This is a genomic window from Dactylosporangium siamense, assembly GCF_016862795.1.
Lineage (GTDB): Bacteria > Actinomycetota > Actinomycetes > Mycobacteriales > Micromonosporaceae > Dactylosporangium > Dactylosporangium siamense.
The window spans coordinates 22,307-38,968 of record NZ_BONQ01000162.1; the positions used below are offsets into that span (position 1 = coordinate 22,307).

Annotated in this window: 16 protein-coding genes; 4 read left to right on the forward strand and 12 right to left on the reverse strand. The window is 72.0% G+C overall.

Annotation, left to right across the window (positions count from 1 at the left end; all coding sequences use genetic code 11):
• Positions 1-6 precede the first annotated feature (6 nt).
• From Dsi01nite_RS49175 to Dsi01nite_RS49205, 7 genes are read right to left on the reverse strand one after another with little or no spacing between them, the layout of a single operon-like run.
• Positions 7-1,332 (reverse strand): mannitol dehydrogenase family protein, encoded by a 1,326-nt coding sequence (locus tag Dsi01nite_RS49175; protein WP_239136925.1) that lies wholly within the window; start codon positions 1,330-1,332, stop codon positions 7-9.
• Positions 1,329-2,537: a D-mannonate dehydratase ManD gene (manD, locus tag Dsi01nite_RS49180; RefSeq protein WP_203853398.1), complete on the reverse strand. Its 1,209-nt coding sequence runs from the start codon at positions 2,535-2,537 to the stop codon at positions 1,329-1,331. The genes Dsi01nite_RS49175 and manD overlap by 4 nt, the downstream gene beginning before the upstream one ends.
• A complete protein-coding gene (locus Dsi01nite_RS49185; protein ID WP_203853399.1) occupies positions 2,534-3,364 on the reverse strand; it encodes an ABC transporter permease in 831 nt (276 codons plus the stop codon). Before Dsi01nite_RS49185 ends, manD begins: the two co-directional genes overlap by 4 nt.
• A complete protein-coding gene (locus Dsi01nite_RS49190) occupies positions 3,361-4,254 on the reverse strand; it encodes an ABC transporter permease (RefSeq protein ID WP_203853400.1) in 894 nt (297 codons plus the stop codon). The genes Dsi01nite_RS49185 and Dsi01nite_RS49190 overlap by 4 nt, the downstream gene beginning before the upstream one ends.
• On the reverse strand, positions 4,254-5,309 hold the full coding sequence (locus Dsi01nite_RS49195) for an ABC transporter ATP-binding protein (protein ID WP_203853401.1): 1,056 nt from the start codon (positions 5,307-5,309) through the stop codon (positions 4,254-4,256). The genes Dsi01nite_RS49190 and Dsi01nite_RS49195 overlap by 1 nt, the downstream gene beginning before the upstream one ends.
• On the reverse strand, positions 5,306-6,541 hold the full coding sequence (locus Dsi01nite_RS49200; protein ID WP_239136914.1) for an extracellular solute-binding protein: 1,236 nt from the start codon (positions 6,539-6,541) through the stop codon (positions 5,306-5,308). The genes Dsi01nite_RS49195 and Dsi01nite_RS49200 overlap by 4 nt, the downstream gene beginning before the upstream one ends.
• A gap of 9 nt (positions 6,542-6,550) precedes the next feature.
• Positions 6,551-7,540, reverse strand: a complete 990-nt coding sequence (locus Dsi01nite_RS49205) for a LacI family DNA-binding transcriptional regulator (RefSeq protein ID WP_203853402.1) — start codon at positions 7,538-7,540, stop codon at positions 6,551-6,553.
• A gap of 157 nt (positions 7,541-7,697) precedes the next feature.
• Between Dsi01nite_RS49205 and uxaC the strand changes: the two genes are divergently transcribed.
• Both uxaC and Dsi01nite_RS49215 read left to right on the forward strand, forming a co-directional pair.
• Positions 7,698-9,104 (forward strand): glucuronate isomerase, encoded by a 1,407-nt coding sequence (gene uxaC / locus Dsi01nite_RS49210; RefSeq protein ID WP_203853403.1) that lies wholly within the window; start codon positions 7,698-7,700, stop codon positions 9,102-9,104.
• A 27-nt stretch (positions 9,105-9,131) separates the two neighbouring features.
• Positions 9,132-9,707 (forward strand): GIY-YIG nuclease family protein, encoded by a 576-nt coding sequence (locus Dsi01nite_RS49215; protein ID WP_239136917.1) that lies wholly within the window; start codon positions 9,132-9,134, stop codon positions 9,705-9,707.
• Positions 9,708-9,710: 3 nt separating this feature from the next.
• On the opposite strand, the gene Dsi01nite_RS49220 is transcribed toward Dsi01nite_RS49215, so the two are convergent.
• From Dsi01nite_RS49220 to Dsi01nite_RS49230, 3 genes are read right to left on the reverse strand one after another with little or no spacing between them, the layout of a single operon-like run.
• Positions 9,711-10,169: a GNAT family N-acetyltransferase gene (locus Dsi01nite_RS49220; RefSeq protein ID WP_203853405.1), complete on the reverse strand. Its 459-nt coding sequence runs from the start codon at positions 10,167-10,169 to the stop codon at positions 9,711-9,713.
• A 22-nt stretch (positions 10,170-10,191) separates the two neighbouring features.
• The gene (locus Dsi01nite_RS49225; RefSeq protein WP_203853406.1) at positions 10,192-12,582 is read right to left on the reverse strand and encodes a DUF4132 domain-containing protein; all 2,391 of its coding nucleotides are present in this window, start codon (positions 12,580-12,582) and stop codon (positions 10,192-10,194) included.
• Positions 12,579-12,956, reverse strand: coding sequence for a hypothetical protein (locus Dsi01nite_RS49230; RefSeq protein WP_203853439.1), 378 nt, complete (start codon positions 12,954-12,956; stop codon positions 12,579-12,581). The genes Dsi01nite_RS49225 and Dsi01nite_RS49230 overlap by 4 nt, the downstream gene beginning before the upstream one ends.
• A gap of 181 nt (positions 12,957-13,137) precedes the next feature.
• Between Dsi01nite_RS49230 and Dsi01nite_RS49235 the strand changes: the two genes are divergently transcribed.
• Positions 13,138-14,559 carry a hypothetical protein gene (locus Dsi01nite_RS49235; protein ID WP_203853407.1) on the forward strand — a complete coding sequence of 474 codons (1,422 nt, stop codon included), beginning with the start codon at positions 13,138-13,140 and terminating at the stop codon, positions 14,557-14,559.
• Position 14,560: 1 nt separating this feature from the next.
• Here Dsi01nite_RS49235 and Dsi01nite_RS49240 read toward each other — a convergent pair whose 3' ends face one another.
• Positions 14,561-14,965 (reverse strand): hypothetical protein, encoded by a 405-nt coding sequence (locus Dsi01nite_RS49240; protein WP_203853408.1) that lies wholly within the window; start codon positions 14,963-14,965, stop codon positions 14,561-14,563.
• Between the two features lie 78 nt (positions 14,966-15,043).
• Here Dsi01nite_RS49240 and Dsi01nite_RS49245 point away from each other — a divergent pair, with 78 nt between their 5' ends.
• The gene (locus tag Dsi01nite_RS49245; RefSeq protein WP_203853409.1) at positions 15,044-15,649 is read left to right on the forward strand and encodes a TetR family transcriptional regulator; all 606 of its coding nucleotides are present in this window, start codon (positions 15,044-15,046) and stop codon (positions 15,647-15,649) included.
• A 16-nt stretch (positions 15,650-15,665) separates the two neighbouring features.
• On the opposite strand, the gene Dsi01nite_RS49250 is transcribed toward Dsi01nite_RS49245, so the two are convergent.
• Positions 15,666-16,646: an SMP-30/gluconolactonase/LRE family protein gene (locus Dsi01nite_RS49250; protein WP_203853410.1), complete on the reverse strand. Its 981-nt coding sequence runs from the start codon at positions 16,644-16,646 to the stop codon at positions 15,666-15,668.
• Positions 16,647-16,662: the final 16 nt, after the last annotated feature.

Genomic DNA, 16,662 nt, shown 5'->3' on the forward strand with positions numbered 1-16,662 from the left:
CCGGGTTCAGTTGTGCAACAGGCGTGCGGTGTGCTCGACGAGCAGCTCGCGCCACGACGGGCCGAGGTCGTCGGGGAAGACGGGCAGGAGCGAGTCGACCAGGTCGGCCGGCTTGGCCCGCCCGGCGGTCGCGGCGGCGAGGGTCTCGGCAAGCGGGTCGTCGACGGGTTGGCGGGTCGCGACGTACACCATCCACGCGGCGACGGCGAGCGCCGTCCACTGTGGAGTCCCACCGGCCGAGAGCCGGTCGCGGGCGGTGCCGAGCAGGCGGATCGGCAGCTTCAGCGAGCCGTCGGACGCGACCTGGGTGGTGCGGTGGCCCAGCGCGGGATCGGCGAACCGGCGCAGGATCGAGTCCTGGTAGCCGGGCAGGTCGAAGCCGTCGGGCAGGGTCAGGGTCGGCGCGGCGTCCTCGGTCATGAGCCGGCGGGCGGCGTCGGCGAGGACCGGGTCGGTCATCGCGGCGGCGATCGTGTCGTAGCCGGCGAGGGCACCGGTGTAGGCGAGCAGCGAGTGGGTCGCGTTGAGCAGCCGCAGCTTCGCCGCCTCGTAGGGCGCGACGTCGGTGGTGAACGTGGCGTCCCAGGCGGGCCGGCCGGCGGCGAAGGTGTCCTCGATGACCCACTGGCTGAAGGGTTCGGCGACGACCGCGCCCTCGTCGCACATCCCGAGCGCGGCCATGACGACCGCCCGGTCCGCGGCCGTGGTGGCCGGCACGATCCGGTCCACCACGCAGGACGGGAACGCCACCGACGCGGTGATCCAGTCGAGCAGCCGGTCGCCGTCGGGCAACCCCGCGCAGTGCTCGGCGACGCGGCCGCGCAGGGTGGCGCCGTTGGCGGTCAGGTTGTCGCACGACAGGACGCTGATCGGGCCGGCGTCCGCGCGGCGGCGCAGCTCCAGGCCGGCGACGAGCCGCCCGACCGCCGGGGCGTCCGGCCGGTATCCCTTCTCCGTGACCGTGAGCGTGACCAGGCGGACCCGCGGGTCGGCGATCCGGGCGGCGGGCCCACCGTCCTCGTCCTGGGTGCGGACCTCGCGCAGCGCGCCGATCACCCGCGGCGGGGCGGCACCGGCACCGCGTTCCAGGACGGTGTAGAGCCCGTCCTGCGGCGCGAGCTGGTCCCGGACCGTCGCGGAGCGTTGCGTGAAGCCGCTGATGCCCCAGGTCGGGTCGGCGGCGAGCACCGTGTCGGTGTAGACGGCCTGGTGCGCCCGGTGGAACGCGCCGACACCCAGGTGCACGATGCCGACGGTGACGTCGCGGAGGTCGTAGGACGGCGCGCGGACGCCGGCCGGCAACGACAGGTCGTGGCGGGAGAGCCGGGTCACCAACTGTGCATCGTCCCGTCTTCGAGGCGGTTCACCGGCAGGGACGCCGGCCTGTACGGGTACTGCGCGGCGAGCTCCTCGTCGATGTCGACGCCCAGGCCGGGGGTTTCGGACGGGTGCAGGTAGCCGCCCTCGAAGTGGTATCCGTGCGGGAAGACCTGGTCGGTGGCCGACGTGTGCCGCATGTACTCCTGCAGCCCGAAGTTGGGGATGGCGACGTCGACGTGCAGCGCCGCCGCCATGCAGACCGGGGACAGGTCGGTGGCGCCGTGCGAGCCGGACCGCACGTGGTGCAGCGCCGCCAGGTCGAAGATGCGCCGCAGGTGGGTGATGCCGCCGGCGTGCACGACGGTGGCGCGGATGTAGTCGATGAGCTGTTCCCGGATGAGTTGCTCGCAGTCCCAGACCGTGTTGAACACCTCGCCGACGGCGATGGGGGTGGTGGTGTGCTGGCGGATGAGCCGGAACCCCTCCTGCAGCTCGGCCGGGACCGGGTCCTCGATCCAGGTCAGGTCGTACGGTTCCAAAGACCTGCCCAGCCGGGCCGCCTCGATCGGGGTGAGCCGGTGGTGCACGTCGTGCAGCAGCTTCACGTCCGGCCCGAACTCGTCGCGGACCCGTTTGAACACCGTCGGCACGTGGTTGAGGTAGCGCGACGTGGACCAGACGTTCTCCGTGGGGATCGCGGCGTCGGCGGGCTCGTAGAAGAGCTTGTCCTTGCTCACCCCGTAGGTGCTGGCCATGCCGGGGACACCGGTCTGCACCCGGATCGCGCGGTAGCCCAGGTCGACGTACCGGGCGACCTCGACGAGCGCGTCCTCGACGGTGTCACCGTTGGCGTGGCCGTAGACGGTGACGCCCTCGCGGGAGCGGCCGCCGATGAGCCGGTAGACGGGCAGCCCGGCGATCTTGCCGAGGATGTCCCACAGGGCGGTGTCCACGGCGGCGATCGCGGACATCGTGACCGGGCCGCGCCGCCAGTACGCGCCCTTGTACAGGTACTGCCAGGTGTCCTCGATCCGGGTCGGGTCCCGGCCGATGAGCTGCGGCACCACGTGGTCGGTGAGGTAGCTGGCGACGGCGAGCTCGCGGCCGTTGAGGGTGGCGTCGCCGACCCCGGTCACGCCCTCGTCGGTGATGATCTTCAGGGTGACGAAGTTGCGGTCCGGGCAGGTGACGATCACCCGGGCCTCGGCGATCCTCATGCGGGGTCCTCTTCCTTGACCCTGGCGACGAGCTGGGTCGGGTTCACCAGGCGCAGCGCCAGGACGAGCAGCACGAGCATCGTGCCGGTGTAGATGACGGCCATGGCGTCGACGGCCTGCTGGGCACGGATCCCGGCGGCCGACATGGAGTTGTAGAGCGCGACGACGAGCGTCGTGGAGTCCGGTCCGGCGGTCAGGAACGTCAGCTCGAACATGCCGACGGTGCGCACCAGCACCAGGATCGACGCGGCGAGCATGCCGGGGACGAGCAGCGGCGCGAGGATCCGCACGAACACCTGGCGGGTGCCGGCGCCGCACATGCGGGCGGCCCGTTCGATCGCCGGGTCGATCTGCTCGATGAACGGGGTCATGGTGAGGATGACGAACGGCACCGACGGCACCAGGTTGGCCAGGACCACCCCGGTCATGTGCCCGGCGAACCCGTACTTGTAGAGCACGGTCGCCAGGGGGATGCCGTAGGTGATCGGCGGCATCAGGATCGGCAGCAGGAACAGCAGGTACAGCACCCGCCGGCCGGGAAACGACCGCCGCGCCAGGACGTAGGAGGCGGGCACCCCGACCAGCACGGAGATCCCGACGACGAGCGCGGACACCTCCAGGGTCGTGACGAGCACGGGCAGGAGGCCGAAGTCCTTCCACGCCTCGCCGTACCACTGGCCGGTGAACCCGGACGGCAGCCACGTGTCGAACCATTGCTTGCCGAACGAGCTGACGATGACCGAACCGACGAGGCCGAAGAGGTTGATGAAGAAGAACGCGACGACACCCCACACGATCCACGCGGCCGGCCGAGCAGCGAGCTTCATCCTTTGCCTCCCGTGGATCCGGTGTACAGCAGCGACCGCCAGCCCAGGACCGCAGCGATGACGACCAGTTCGACCAGGCCCATGACGACCGCGATCGCGGACGCCTTCGGGTAGTCGTACTGCTCGTAACCGGCATGCCAGGCCGCGATCGAGATGACCCTGGTCTCCCCCGCCGGGTCACCGACGAGGACCGCGGACGGGAACACGCTGAACGCGAGCACGAACGTCAGGCAGAACGTCGTCGCCAGACCCGGCGCCAGCAGCGGCAGGGTGATCCGCCGGAAGCGTTGCGCCCAGCCGGCGCCGAGGGTGGCCGCGGCCTTCTCCAGGGTCGGGTCGATCCCCGACAGGTAGGACAGCACCAGCAGGAACGCGAACGGGAACCCGGTGATGACCAGGGAGAAGAACACGCCCCAGTAGTTGTGGGTGAGCCGGACCGGTTCGTCGATCACGTGCAAGGACATCAGCGTGCGGTTGAACCAGCCGGTCGGGCCGAGGAAGTTCAGCAGGCCCTGCGCGGTGAGGACCGTGCCCAGCGTGATCGGCACGACCAGGACCGTGGTGAGCAGCCGCTTGCCCCGGAACCGGCCGCGCATCCGATACGCGATCGGCACGGACGCGCCCACGTTGAGCAGCGCCACCGGCAGTGACAGCCAGAGGGTGGTGGTGAGCGTGCCGCGCTCGTACGCGTCGGCGAAGAACGACCGGTACGCCCCGAACGGCCCGCCCTGTTCGGGTTGGAACGACAGCCCGATGCCGTAGAAGAACGGGTAGACGAACAGCGTCACCACGAACAGCAGCGCCGGGCCGAGCAGCAGCAGCTGCCGGTCGATGCCGCGCTCGGCGAGCCGGTGCCGCAACGCCACCCGGGTCTCGGTCACCGCCGCCATCAGTGCGCTCCCCCGGCCGGGAAGAGCAGCAGCGCCGCGGGGTCGACGGCGAGGCGGACCTTGTCGCCGGGTGCCGGGCGGTCCGCGGCGCGAAGGTGCAGCCGCTGCCCGGCGTCGGTGACGGCCTCGACCGCGACCTCGCGTCCCTGATACTCCACGACCTCGACCGTGGCGGGAAAGCCGTCCTCGGCGATGCGCAGCGACTCCGGCCGCACCCCGGCGACGACCTCGTCGCCCGGGTGCACGTCGCCGACCGGGGTGCCCTGCAGCGTCAGCCCGCCGCCCTCGACCACTGTGGACACACCGGTGGTGACCACCTTCATGGGCAGCAGGTTGCGGAAGCCCATGAAGTCCGCGACGTGCCGGTTCGCCGGCTGGGTGTGCAGCTGCTCGGGGGTGCCGATCTGCTGGACCCGCCCGCCGCGCAGCACGACCAGGCGGTCGGCCATCGACAGCGCCTCCTCCTGGTCGTGCGTCACGTAGACGGTGGTGAGGCCGAGCGCCTGGTGCAGCCGCCGGATCTCGGTGCGCATCTCCAGCCGCAGCTTCGCGTCCAGGTTGGACAGTGGCTCGTCCATGAGCACCAGCGACGGTTCGAGCACGACCGCGCGGGCGATCGCGACCCGCTGCTGCTGCCCACCGGACAGCTGGCCCGGCAGCTTGCGGGCCTGCTCCTCCAGGTGCACCAGCGCGATCGCCTCGTCGGTGCGGCGGCGGATCTCCGCCCCCGGCAGCCGGCGCATCTGCAGCCCGAACGCGATGTTCTTCCACACCGTCAGGTGCGGGAACAGCGCGTAGTTCTGAAACACCATGCCGAAGCCGCGCTTCTCCGGCAGCAGCGTGTCGAGGCGGGTGTCGTCCTGCCAGATGCGGCCCGCGGTGAGCGGCAGCAGCCCGGCGAGGCAGTTCAACGCGGTCGACTTGCCGCAGCCGGACGGGCCGAGCAGGGCGATGAACTCGCCCCGCTCGATCGTCAGGTCGAGGTCCACGAGGGCGTCCTGGCCGCCGAACCGGCGGGTGACACCCTCGAGACGCAACTGCTGGAACTTGCTCACTTCTTCACCTTCGCCCCGCCCACCTCGCGGTCCCACTTGTCGAACGCGGCCACGAGAGCCTTCGCCTCGAGCGGGACCTCAAGCGGATTACCGGAGATGAGCGCGTCGTACTCAGGCCGACCGAAGTCCGTGATCGCCTTCTGGCTGTCGGCCGGCGCCATCGACAGCGGCACGTCCTTCACCGCCGGACCAGGGTAGAAGTAGCCCTTGTCGTAGGCCTTCGCCTGCTGCTTCGGGGTCAGCATGTCCTGCAGCAACAGCAGGATCGCGGACTGCTTGTCGGCCGAGATCCCCTTCGGCACCACGGCGTAGTGCGCGTCGGTGACCCAGTGGAAGCCGTTCAGCGAACCGATCTTCGCCTCCTTCGGCACCTGGCCGAGCACCCGCGGGTTGATGTCCCAACCGGTCGTCGACGCGATGATCTTCGCCGAACCGTTCGCCAGGGACTTCATCGTCTCGCTCGTGGAGGACGGGTAGAACTCGACGTACTTGTTCAGCTCCGTCAGGTACGCCCAGGTCTTCTCCCAGCCGTTGATCGGGTCCTTCGGGTCCTTGTCACCGAGCAGATACGGCAGGCCCATCAGGAACGTGCGGCCGGGACCGGAGTTCGCCGGCCGGGCGTACTGCACGGTGTTCGGGTTGGCCTTCGCGAAGTCCAGCAGTTCCTGCGCGCTCTTCGGCGGGTTCGCGACCTTCGCCGGCAGGTACTCGATCAGCGGCCCGGACGGGTAGTAGGTGACGGTGACCCCGAAGTCGCCGGCCAGCTTCTGCATCGCGGCGGCGCCGGGCAGGTAGTCCTTCATGCCGGGCAGGCGCGACGCGTACGTCGGGAGCAACGGCTGCCAGAGTCCCTGGTCGACGCCGGCGGCCAGGCCGTCCACGCCGGTGAGCACGAGGTCGATGTCGACCCGCCCGGCGTTCTGCTGCGCCTTGACCTTCGGCGCGAGCTCCGGCGCGGTCGCCTTGGAGTAGGTGACCTTGCTGATCGTGTCGGCGTGCGCGGCCACGAACTCGTCGATCATGCCCTGGGTGAGCTGCAGGTTGCCGGCGACGTCGAGGATGTTCAGGGTCACCGCCGACGCCGGCTTCAGCGGCAGGTCACCGCTGCTGGCCGGGGCCGGGGTCGACTTCGTCGGGGCGCCGCAGCCGGCGACCAGGGAGAGGGCGAGCAAGGACGCGGTCGCGGTGAAGTGCCTTCGGGTGAGGGACATGGCGGATTCCCTTCTGGTCATGCTCAGATCTCAGTTGGACGGCGCGCGTCCGGTGGAGTGGCGCACCATGAGCTGCGAGGGGAGCTCGCGCCGCGCGGCGGCCGCACGGTCCGGGTCCTCCAGCAGCTGCAACAGCATGTCGACGCCGGCGCGACCGATCTGCTCCTGCGGTTGGGCGACGGTGGTCAGCGAGGGGCTGACCATCTGGGAGAGCACGATGTCGTCGAAGCCCATCACGCTGATCGCCTCGGGCACCTTGACGCCCCGGGTAGCGAACCAGTTGAGCAGGCCGAGCGCGACGAGGTCGTTGTATGCGATGACGGCGGTGACCCCGGCGGCGAGCACCAGGTCCGCGGCCGCGACACCGCCGGCGAACTGCGGCGCGAAGTTGCCGATCTCGATCAGGTCGATGCCGGCGGCGTTGGTGGTGGTGCGCAGCGCCCGCGCCCGTTCCTTGTTGGACCACGACAGCCGGGGCCCGGCGACGTAGGCGATGCGCCGGTGGCCGAGCGCCGCGAGGTGCGCGACGGCCTGCCGGATGCCGTCGACGTTGTCGATGGTGATGGCCGGGATCTGGCCGACCCGGCGGTTGAGCATGACGACCGGCGTCTCGCCGATGACCGAGCGCAGGTCCTCCTCCGTCATCCGGGGTGAGCAGAGCACGATGCCGTCGACCTGCTTGCTCAGCGCCCGGACCAGGCCGGCCTCCGCGGTCGGGTCCTCGTCGGTGTCGGCGAGGAAGACCGAGAAGTCCGATTCGCGGGCGCGGCTCTGCACGCCCTTGACGACCCCCGGGAAGAACGGGTTGGTGAGGTCGGGCACGATCAGCCCGATGTTGCCGGTGCGGCCCGTGATCAGGCCGCGGGCCGCCCGGTTGGGCTGGTAGCCCAGCTCGGCGGCCGCCCGCTCGACCCTGGCCCTGGTCTCGGCCTGGACGAGTGCGGGGGTGGTCAGGGCGCGGCTCACCGTCGACGGCGACACGCCGGCCACACGGGCCACGTCCTTGATCGTCACCGGCATCGAGCACGCTCCCTGTCCTGGGGTGGTGTCGGCAAGCATGAAATCGTTTGTAGGTCGATGTCAAGAGATTCCTCGATCTCGCTCTTGACGCCCCGCTGATGTCGGCACACAGTGATGAGAACGTTTGTGGGATTCACTCGCGACAGGAGCCAACACGGTGCCGCAGCTCCACCTCGACCCCGACCGCGCCCTGCCACCGGACCCCGCGACCCGGGAGCTCGCCCGCACCGTCTACGCGCAGACCCGCTCGCTGCCGCTGCTCTGCATGCACGGGCACGTCGACGCGGCGCTGCTGGCCGACGACACCCCGTTCGGCGACCCGGCCGGCATGCTCATCACCCCGGACCACTACGTGACCCGGTTGATCCATGCGGCCGGTGTACCGCTGGAGGCGCTGGGCGTCGGCACCCCCGACCCGGACTCGCGGGCGATCTGGCGGACGTTCTGCGCCAACTGGCGGCTCTTCCGCGGCACCCCGTCGCGATACTGGCTGACCCACGAACTGGTCGACGTGTTCGGCGTGGACACCGCACCGTCCGAGGCGACCGCCGACCAGCTCTACGACGAGCTGACCGCGCGCCTCGCCGAGCCGGCGTTCCGCCCCCGCGCCCTGTTCGAACGCTTCGGCATCGAGGTCCTCGCCACCACCGACTCACCCCTCGATGACCTCGACGCCCACGCCCGCCTGGCCGCCGACGGCTGGGGATCCCGGGTCATCCCCACGTTCCGCCCCGACGCCCTCGTGCACCTCGCCCGGCCGTCCTGGATCGCCGACGTGGCCGCCCTCGCGAAACGCGCCGACGTCGCCACCGACGACTACGACGGCTACCTGACCGCGCTGCGGGCCCGCCGGCAGGCGTTCATCGCCGCCGGCGCCCTCGCCACCGACCACGGCCACGAGTCCGCCGACACCACCCCGCTCAGCGACGCCGAGGCCCGCCGCGTCTACGCCGCCGCCCTCGCCGGGCAGGTCACGCCCGCGGACGCGGCCGCGTTCGCCGGGCACATGCTGTTTCAGATGGCCGCCATGTCCTGCGAGGACGGGCTCGTCATGCAACTGCACCCGGGCGTCCTGCGCGACCACAACGACGAGGCGCACCGGCGCTATGGCCCGGACCGCGGCTTCGACATCCCCGTCGCCGTCGAGTTCACCCGCTCGCTGCGCCCGCTGCTGCAGTCCTTCGGCCGCCACCCCGCGCTGCGACTGATCCTGTTCACCGTCGACGAGACCGTCCACACTCGCGAGCTGGCCCCCCTCGCCGGCGTCTACCCGGCCGTGCGCCTCGGCGCGCCGTGGTGGTTCCTGGACAGCCCGGACGGCCTGCGCCGGTTCCGCGCCGCGGTGACCGAGACGGCCGGCTTCTACAACACCGCCGGCTTCGTCGACGACACCCGGGCCTTCGCCTCCATCCCGGCCCGGCACGACCTGGCCCGCCGCATCGACGCCGGCCACCTCGCCGGTCTCGTCGCCGGCGGCCTGCTGGATCTGGACGAGGCCGTGGAGACCGCCGTCGACCTCGCCTACACCATCCCCCGCGAGGTCTACGCCCGCCCGGCCGGCTGACGACCCGGGACGCCTACGATGGTCCCGATGACCAGTCCCGGAACGCGACCCGACGACGTCCCCACCAACGGAGCCCGGGTCGAGGAGGCCCTGCGGCTGCTCTCCGGCATGCCGCTCGATCTCCGTGCCGCCGGCAAGCGACTCAGCCGTGGCGGTGGTGTCTACGCCTGGTGGGCCGCTCCTTCGACGTTTCCCGACCTCGCCGGGCCGCCGAACGGCAGCGACCCGTCGGTGCGGATGCTGTATCTGGGCCGGGCGACCAGCCTGCGGGGCCGGATCCTGCGCAACCATCTGCGGCGGTCGGGCAGCTCGACGCTGCGCCGCACGCTGGCCGGGCTGCTCGTCGCCGAGGGGTACCGGACGATCTGGACCGATCGCGTCGTCCTGGTCCCTGAGGACGAGACGCGGCTGACCGCGTGGATGCACGCGCACCTGCGCCTGACCTGGGCGGAGGACCCGGAGCCGGAAACCATCGAGGCGGCGCTGGTCCAGCGCCTGCACCCGCCGCTCAACGTGCACGGCGTCGACCCCGAGCACCTCCAGGCTGCCGTGGTCGCCGCCAAGCACGCGTACAACACCAGCAGCCGCCCGGACGAGGCGTAGCGACTACGGCGCTGTCCAGGCGAACCGGATGTCGGGGGCCTTCTCCTCGTTGCCGGACCCGTCGGTCGTTTCGACCACGGTGAAGCCGTGGCGAAGGTAGAACCTCTGCGCGCCGGTGTTCGTCGCGAACGTCCACAGCTGGAGCCCGTCCGGCCGCCGCGACTTCGCGAGCTGGATGAGGCGGGACCCCAGCCCCCTGCCGGTGACGTCCGCCTCGACGTAGAGCTGGTCCACCCAGTCCCCGTGCAGGACCAGCACCCCCAGCGGCCGGCCGTCGGCGTCCTCCGCCAGCCACACCTCCCGCCCGGGAACGACGACGGTGCGGACCCACTCCCGCACCTCGGCATCCATGTGGACCGCGGCGGGGATGGCCTCGCCGGCCGCTCGACGGGAGCCGATGAGCACGTCGGCGACCGCCCGGGCGTCCGCGATCACCGCACGCCGGACAACCACTGCATCCATGCGTCCAGTATGCGACCGGCGTCTACCCGCGGCCCGGCTGACCGAGCTGGCGGAGGATCGACGGGTCCTTGATCTTGTGGTCGTCCGCCAGCAGCAGGGCCTTGGACAGCACGATCGACAGCATGGCGTCGCCCTCGAACGGCAGGAAGCGCACGCCCGTGGGCTTGCCGGCGCCGGTCGGCACGATGCACAGGTAGCGGTCGTTGGGCGACATCAGGATGTTGCCGCTGCCGATGTGGATGCGATACGTGTGCAGCCGGCCCTCCACCACCAGATAGTGGCCGTCGAGCCGGGCCCGGTCGCGGATCTTCAGCTTCGGCAGCAGGTGCTCGAGGACCTGCCGGCGCACCTGGCCGTTGGCCGTCAGGTCACCGAACGCGAACGACCGCCAGTAGTCGAACCGCGGCTCGTCGCCGCGGTCGGCCCAGGTGGGGTCGGTGGCGATGGAGGTGACCCCGACGAAGAGGTCGACGTCGCGCATCGCCTCGGCGAAGACCCGCGCCGGCACCTCCGCGAGCGGAACGTCCTGCCGCGCCCGGCCGCGGCCCAGCTCGAAGCGGACCCGGTCGGTGGCGCAGAACTGCACGGGGCCGCGGCCGTCGTCGGTGGCCTGGTCGTGGTGGAACACGGCCGTCAGTCCCGCGGCCGGGAACTCCCGTTTCGCCTCACCGGACCAGCCGTCATTCCAGTCGCCCAGGTAGTTGCTGCCCCACCGGCGCTCCTTCATCAGCGCGTAGGCCTGCTGGTACCGCAGGATGTGCGCGGCGAAGCGGTTCGAGTAGACGCGGGTCTCCTCCTCGGCCGGGGTCAGCAGGTACACCTCCCGGAAGGCCTGCTTGAACGGCTGGGTCAGCTCGTTGTCGAGGATGTGCGCACGCCAGGCCCGCACCTCCTCCGGGTCGGCGTCCACCGGATGCCAGAGCCGGATCCGCGCCCCGGGGCCGGGTTCGACCGTCCCACCATCGGCGAGGATGAACCGTCCGTCCACAGTGGGCAGTCCAGCGAACCTCCGGCCGTTCTCATCCACCGTCCACAGCAGACGGTCGGCGAGGGCGCCGGTGACGGGGTGCTCGAGGTAACGCTCCCGCCAGGTTTCGAGCGGCCAGTCGCGGTCCTCGACCAGCAGGTCCTCGAGGCGCTGCCGCTCGTCGGCGAGGGTCTTCTTCAGGTCGGTGGTGGCCCGGCGCACCTCGGCGGCCAGCTCGGCGTCGACGTCCGCCGGCGGTTTCGTCGTGGTCGTGCCGCCGTGCTCCCACGCCACCCGGACCCGGGCCGGTCCGTTGCCTGCGTCGACGGAGACCACGGCGGTGCCGATGCGCCGCTGCCGGTGCTCGTCGAGCCCGCAGTCGGGGACGGTCAGCTCGGTCAGCTCCGAACGGCTGACGCCGGCGCCGGCCGCGGCCTCGTCGAGGGCGGCGGCGATCTGCTTGAGCTTCCCGCGGTGCCGGGTGCGGCGCTGCATCCGCACGAGCGCGGCGATCGCGGCGTCATCGGCGCGCCGGCCGAGCACCGCGTAGCAGGCGTTGAGCGGCTTCGGCTCGTGCAGCGTCGGCTCCAGTGCCAGCGCGAGCGGCACCAGCCACGGTTCGCCGGACACCTGCGCCGTCCACAGCAGCCCCCGCAGCACGTCACCGTTGTCCGGGCCGACCCGCAGGCGGAAGTCCCCGTGCCAGAACGCGACCACGGCGGGCGGGGCTGCGTGGGCGAGGTCGAGCAGGTCACGGACCAGGCCGACGAGCTCCGGCCGGCCGTCCAGCAGCTCGCCCGTCCGGCGCAGCCAGACCTTCGTCGGCCGCGGGCCGGACGTCAGGGTCAGCGCGTGGTCGAGCAGCGGGCCGAGTGCGTCCACGCCCGCCGGCGCCGTGCGCAGGTGCTCGACCACCGCCCGGCTCCAGCCGTCCCCGATCCGGATCCGCCCGGCCCAGGCGGCCGCCCCGTCGGCGGCATTGTCCGCGAGCCGGGCCAGCCGCCGCAGCAGGTTCGCGCGTTCGCCCGCCTCGTGCCAGGACGGCGCCTCGACCAGCTTCTGCGCGTCCCGGAAGCGCTCGACGAGCCCGGTCCGGCCGGCCAGGTCCAAGGTTTCCGCGGCACCGGTGGCGATGCGCAGCACGGTCACCAGCGTGCCCTCCGGCGCCCGGTGCGCGAGGTCGAACAGCAGCTCGGCGTCGGTTGCGGTCCATGCCGGACGGCGGTTCGCCAGGGCCGGGAAGAGCCGGGCGGCGTGCCATCCCCAGCCGACGTAGGCCGCGGCCCGCTCGGCGAGCGCGACGGTGACCGAGCGGATCTGCGCATCGTCCAGGTCCGGCAGGTCGCGGCGAAGGAACCGCTCGACGGCATGCTCGTTGAACCCGATGGCGGCCGGGAGCACGACCGCGGCCCGCGCCCGGTGCGTGTCAAGGGTCTCGACGGTCATCCGCCGACCAGCTGGACCAGGCGGATGAATGCCACGCGCGAGGCCTCGTCGAGGGTCAGCTCCTCGTCGAGGTCCTCGACCTGCCGGTCGCCGACCAGCACGAAGAACGCGTTGCGGCCGAATGCCGTCACCGCCGCGTCGGCCTGCTGCTCCCAGTCGATCCGCGCCGGCGCCGGCATGAGGTAGCCGTTGAGGTCCGCCTCGGCGGCGGTCGGCCGGACGAGGCCGTGGAAACGTTCGACCGGCCGCGCGTTGTACCGCGCGACCTCCTCCCGCACCCGCAACCGGATCAGCTCACGCAGCCGCACCGGGCCGGCGACGTCCAGCTCCAGAGCGCCGACGACACGCCCTGCGGCGGTCTCGTCATGGATCATCACGCGCACGGACCGGAGCCTAGCCAGACCGCCGACCCGTGTCACGCCGTCAAGCCCGGCGACGCCGGCGCGATCGGCGCCTACAACACCGGCTCGCCTGCCTGCGGACATTCAACATGTCCGGAACGCGCACCGCCTCGGGCGATCCGCGCGGTCGCGTGCACTGGGTATGGTGCGGCGCATGTCCGATCTGGTGGGGAGTCTGTCGACGGTGTTCGCCGGGTACGCCGAGTTCTGGCTCGGGGTGTCGCAGCCGGTCCCGGCGTTCCGGGCCGAGGTCGACGGCCCGGATCTCGAGCTCACGGTCGCGGTCGACGGGGGCGAGCGGCGGGTGGTCGGGCGGCTGTCCGCGTATGCGCTGCTGGCGCACCGGTTCTGGGCCGCGGTGCTGCCGCCGCCGGTCGTCATCCCCTCGCTGATCCGCGAAGGCAACGAGGGGCGCGACTGGCAACAGTTCGACGAGGACCACGCCGAGGCGCTCCGGGCCGCCGCGGCCTGCCTGGAGGAGGCGGGCGAGGTGACCGAGTCGGTGCTGGTCCACCGGCTGCTGGCCGCAACCGACGGTGACTGGGGAGTCCCGCCGTGGACCAGCGCCGAGGAGTACACCGGCCACCACGAGGTTCCGGTGTCGTTGCTGGCGGAGGTGCAGCGCCGCAGCCCGGTCGTGGAGCGGATCGCCGGCCGGAAGTCCTGGAACGCGAGCATCACGGTCAAGGCGCTGCAGGCCGGCACCGACGTGACCGACCCGCACGACCGGCTGGCCCTGGCCCATCTGACCGCGCACGCGATCGGCGAGTGGATGTGGTCGGAAGGGCTCAAGCACGACGGCGCGCTCCGGTTCCTGCTCGCGCGGACCACCGATCCGGACGCCGCCGGCATGGTGGCGCTCGGCGGGGCCGAGGACATGGGGTTGGCGTTGGCGCGTCAGCGGGCGTACGCCGAGGCGATCCCATGGCTGACCGCCTGCATCGACGGCGACGTCCGGGTGGCCGAACTGGCCGCGGCCCGCTACGAGTGCCGGCTGGCGACCGGCGACCCCGCCGCCGGGGATGACTGGGCCCTGGTCGAGCGGACCATCCACGCGCCGGACGCGAAGCGGAACCGGAGTGGGCCGTACTGGAGCGATGTCCGGTTCGCGGGCAGCCTCGACGCCAGGCGCTCGGTTGGCCTAGCCCGGGCCGCGGAGGCCACGGCGTTGCGAGCCGCCGGTGAGGATCTGTGGCTCGTCGAGCAGGTTCGCCGGTACGGCCGCGACACCGCACGAAAAGGGATCGAGCGACTGCTGAAACAGCGGGCCTTCACGCCCGGCGACGACGCGGCTCCGGCGCTGCGCACCCGCGCACGGGAGCTGTGCGAGGCGGCGGTGCGGGTGGCCGGGCCGGGCGCGGCGGACACCACCCCCACCACGGCGCAGGACGGCAAGGACCGGGAGCGGTTCTTCCGCGCCAACGCGCTGTTCGGCTCGCTCGGCCGGGCCCGGGAGGCGCTCGGCGATCGCGACGCTGCGCTCGCCGCGTACACCACCGCCCGCGACGTGGCGCTCGCCGCCGGCATCACCGGCGACTGGTGGGCCGGCGACGTCCAGCGGGTCCAGCACGGCTGACCTACTGCGGTGCCCCCTGCATCAGCCGGAGCAGGCCCGTGAGGTCGTGCTCGAACGTGAACTCGCGCAGGATGGTGGTGGGCCGGCCGTCGACCATGCGCCAGACGAAGGCGTAGAGCACGGGCCGGTCGTCCTTGAGGCGGCGCATGACGATCGTCCCGAAGTCGCCGAAGGTCGTGGTGGCCGGGAAGGTGGCGTCGTCGGCCGGTTCCAGCGCCAGGCCGCGCGCCTTCATGTCGCCGAAGCGGTCCATGAACTGGTCCTTCGTGATCGGCACGACCTGCCCCGCGAGGTCGATGCGCAGGTTCTGGAACTCGGTGTCGTAGCAGGCGCCGAGCCGGTCGAGGTCCATGGCGGCACCGGCGTCCAGGTAGTCCTGCATGGCGTCGACGAGGGGTTGGTACATGACGTCCTCCAGTCGCTGTAACGGCGTTATAGGAACCTGAGCCAGGCTAGCTGTAACGGCGTTATAGAGTCAACAGCTATGGCACTGGACACCACGACGATCACGCAGGCCGCCGTGCAGCTGCTGCGCGAGGAGGGTCTGGACGGCGTCACCTTCCGCAAGCTGACGGCCCGGCTGAACGTCAAGGCACCGGCCATCTACTGGCGCTTCGCCGGCAAGCAGGAACTGCTCGAGGCGGTGGCCGAGGCGATCCTCACCGAACGGCTCGCCGACCTACCCTTGTATGACGGCACCCGGCCGTGGCCCGAGTGGTTCGCCGACCTGCTGCACCGGCTGCGCGACGCGATGCTCGCCTACCCCGACGGCGCCCGCGTGGTCACCGGCGCCCGTCCCCAGCACACCCAGACCCTCGGCAACCTCGCCGAGACGGCGCTGGCCGGGGCGGTCGCGTCGGGCCTGCCCCTCGCCGACGCCGCCGGCCGGGTCTTCACCGCGCTGCACTTCACCTACGGCCGGGTCATCGAGGAGCAGGAGTCCACCGGCGCGGCCCGGATGGACCCGGCCACCGCCGCGGCCTTCGCCGCCCGGTTCCCGACCATCGCCCGGGCCCTCACCGAGTTCACCGGGCAGGGCCTCACCCCGCGACACGCCTTCGACGCCGGCATCCGCCTCATCCTGCGCTGAGGCCGCCTCGACGTGGTTACCGGGCCGGGGGCTCCAGGACGGCGACGTCGTCGCGGGTGAGGCTGCCGACGACCACGGTGCCGGCGTGTTCGGCGACCGAGGTGACGAAACCGTAGGAGCCGTCGCTGGTGCGCAGGTCGTGGACCAGGCGGCCGTCCAGGTCGAACGCCATGACCCAGGCGATCGGGGTCGCCTTGGGGCGCAGCGCGGCGGGCAGGTTCCAGACCAGGAGCCGCAGGAGGCCGGGCAGTGGCAGGAGCCGGTCCAGCAGCGCGTTGCGGGGTGCGGCGATCGCGACCCACAGCAGCCCGTCGCTGCCGAGGCTCATGTTGTCCGGGAAGCCCGGCAGGTTCTCCGCGAAGGGCTCGACGCGCCCGTCCGGCCAGTAGCGCGAGATCCGGTATCCGGAGGTCTCCGCGAACAGCAGGTGCGAGCCGTCGGGGGCCAGGACCAGGCCGTTGGCGAACTTGAGGTCGCGCAGGACGGTGGTGACGGTGCCGTCGGGGTCGCGGCGGATCAGGCGGCCGGTGCAGGTGTGCTCGAACATGTCGCCCAGGTGGTGTTCGAGGCTCCACCGGCTGGTCGACGTGGTGAACCAGATCGTGCCGTCGGCCGCCTCGACCACGTTGCTGGCGAAGGTGAGCGGCGCCCCGTCGACCTCGTCGACGAGGACCTCGACGGTGCCGTCGGGTGCCACCCGCAGCAGGCCGCGGTCGTGGTCGCAGACCAGGACACCGCCGTCGGCGCACGGCTGCACGCCCAGGGGGCGCCCGCCGGTGTCGCCGGCAACCGTCTGGCTGCCGCCGGGGCCGAGGCGGAGGATCCGCCCGTCGCCGGTGCCGGTGACCACGTAGCCGTGGGCGTCGAACATGACGTCCTCGGGGCCGTGCCCGCCGGTGCGCAGCAGGCGGGCGACCACCAGCGGAGCGGTCGGGCCGGGATCCGGAACCGCGCGCGGCGGCGCCCAGCGGCGGGGCCTGAGGTGACGACGGGGCACGGTGGCGGAGCGTACT

Excerpts from the sequence above, each read along its gene's own strand:
- manD (WP_203853398.1), bottom strand. The coding sequence starts at position 2,537 with ATGAGGATCGCCGAGGCCCGGGTGATCGTCACCTGCCCGGACCGCAAC.
- Dsi01nite_RS49185 (WP_203853399.1), bottom strand. The coding sequence starts at position 3,364 with ATGAAGCTCGCTGCTCGGCCGGCCGCGTGGATCGTGTGGGGTGTCGTC.
- Dsi01nite_RS49190 (WP_203853400.1), bottom strand. The coding sequence starts at position 4,254 with ATGGCGGCGGTGACCGAGACCCGGGTGGCGTTGCGGCACCGGCTCGCC.
- Dsi01nite_RS49200 (WP_239136914.1), bottom strand. The coding sequence starts at position 6,541 with ATGACCAGAAGGGAATCCGCCATGTCCCTCACCCGAAGGCACTTCACC.
- Dsi01nite_RS49205 (WP_203853402.1), bottom strand. The coding sequence starts at position 7,540 with ATGCCGGTGACGATCAAGGACGTGGCCCGTGTGGCCGGCGTGTCGCCG.
- Dsi01nite_RS49215 (WP_239136917.1), top strand. The coding sequence starts at position 9,132 with ATGACCAGTCCCGGAACGCGACCCGACGACGTCCCCACCAACGGAGCC.
- Dsi01nite_RS49220 (WP_203853405.1), bottom strand. The coding sequence starts at position 10,169 with ATGGATGCAGTGGTTGTCCGGCGTGCGGTGATCGCGGACGCCCGGGCG.
- Dsi01nite_RS49225 (WP_203853406.1), bottom strand. The coding sequence starts at position 12,582 with ATGACCGTCGAGACCCTTGACACGCACCGGGCGCGGGCCGCGGTCGTG.
- Dsi01nite_RS49230 (WP_203853439.1), bottom strand. The coding sequence starts at position 12,956 with ATGATCCATGACGAGACCGCCGCAGGGCGTGTCGTCGGCGCTCTGGAG.
- Dsi01nite_RS49235 (WP_203853407.1), top strand. The coding sequence starts at position 13,138 with ATGTCCGATCTGGTGGGGAGTCTGTCGACGGTGTTCGCCGGGTACGCC.
- Dsi01nite_RS49240 (WP_203853408.1), bottom strand. The coding sequence starts at position 14,965 with ATGTACCAACCCCTCGTCGACGCCATGCAGGACTACCTGGACGCCGGT.
- Dsi01nite_RS49245 (WP_203853409.1), top strand. The coding sequence starts at position 15,044 with ATGGCACTGGACACCACGACGATCACGCAGGCCGCCGTGCAGCTGCTG.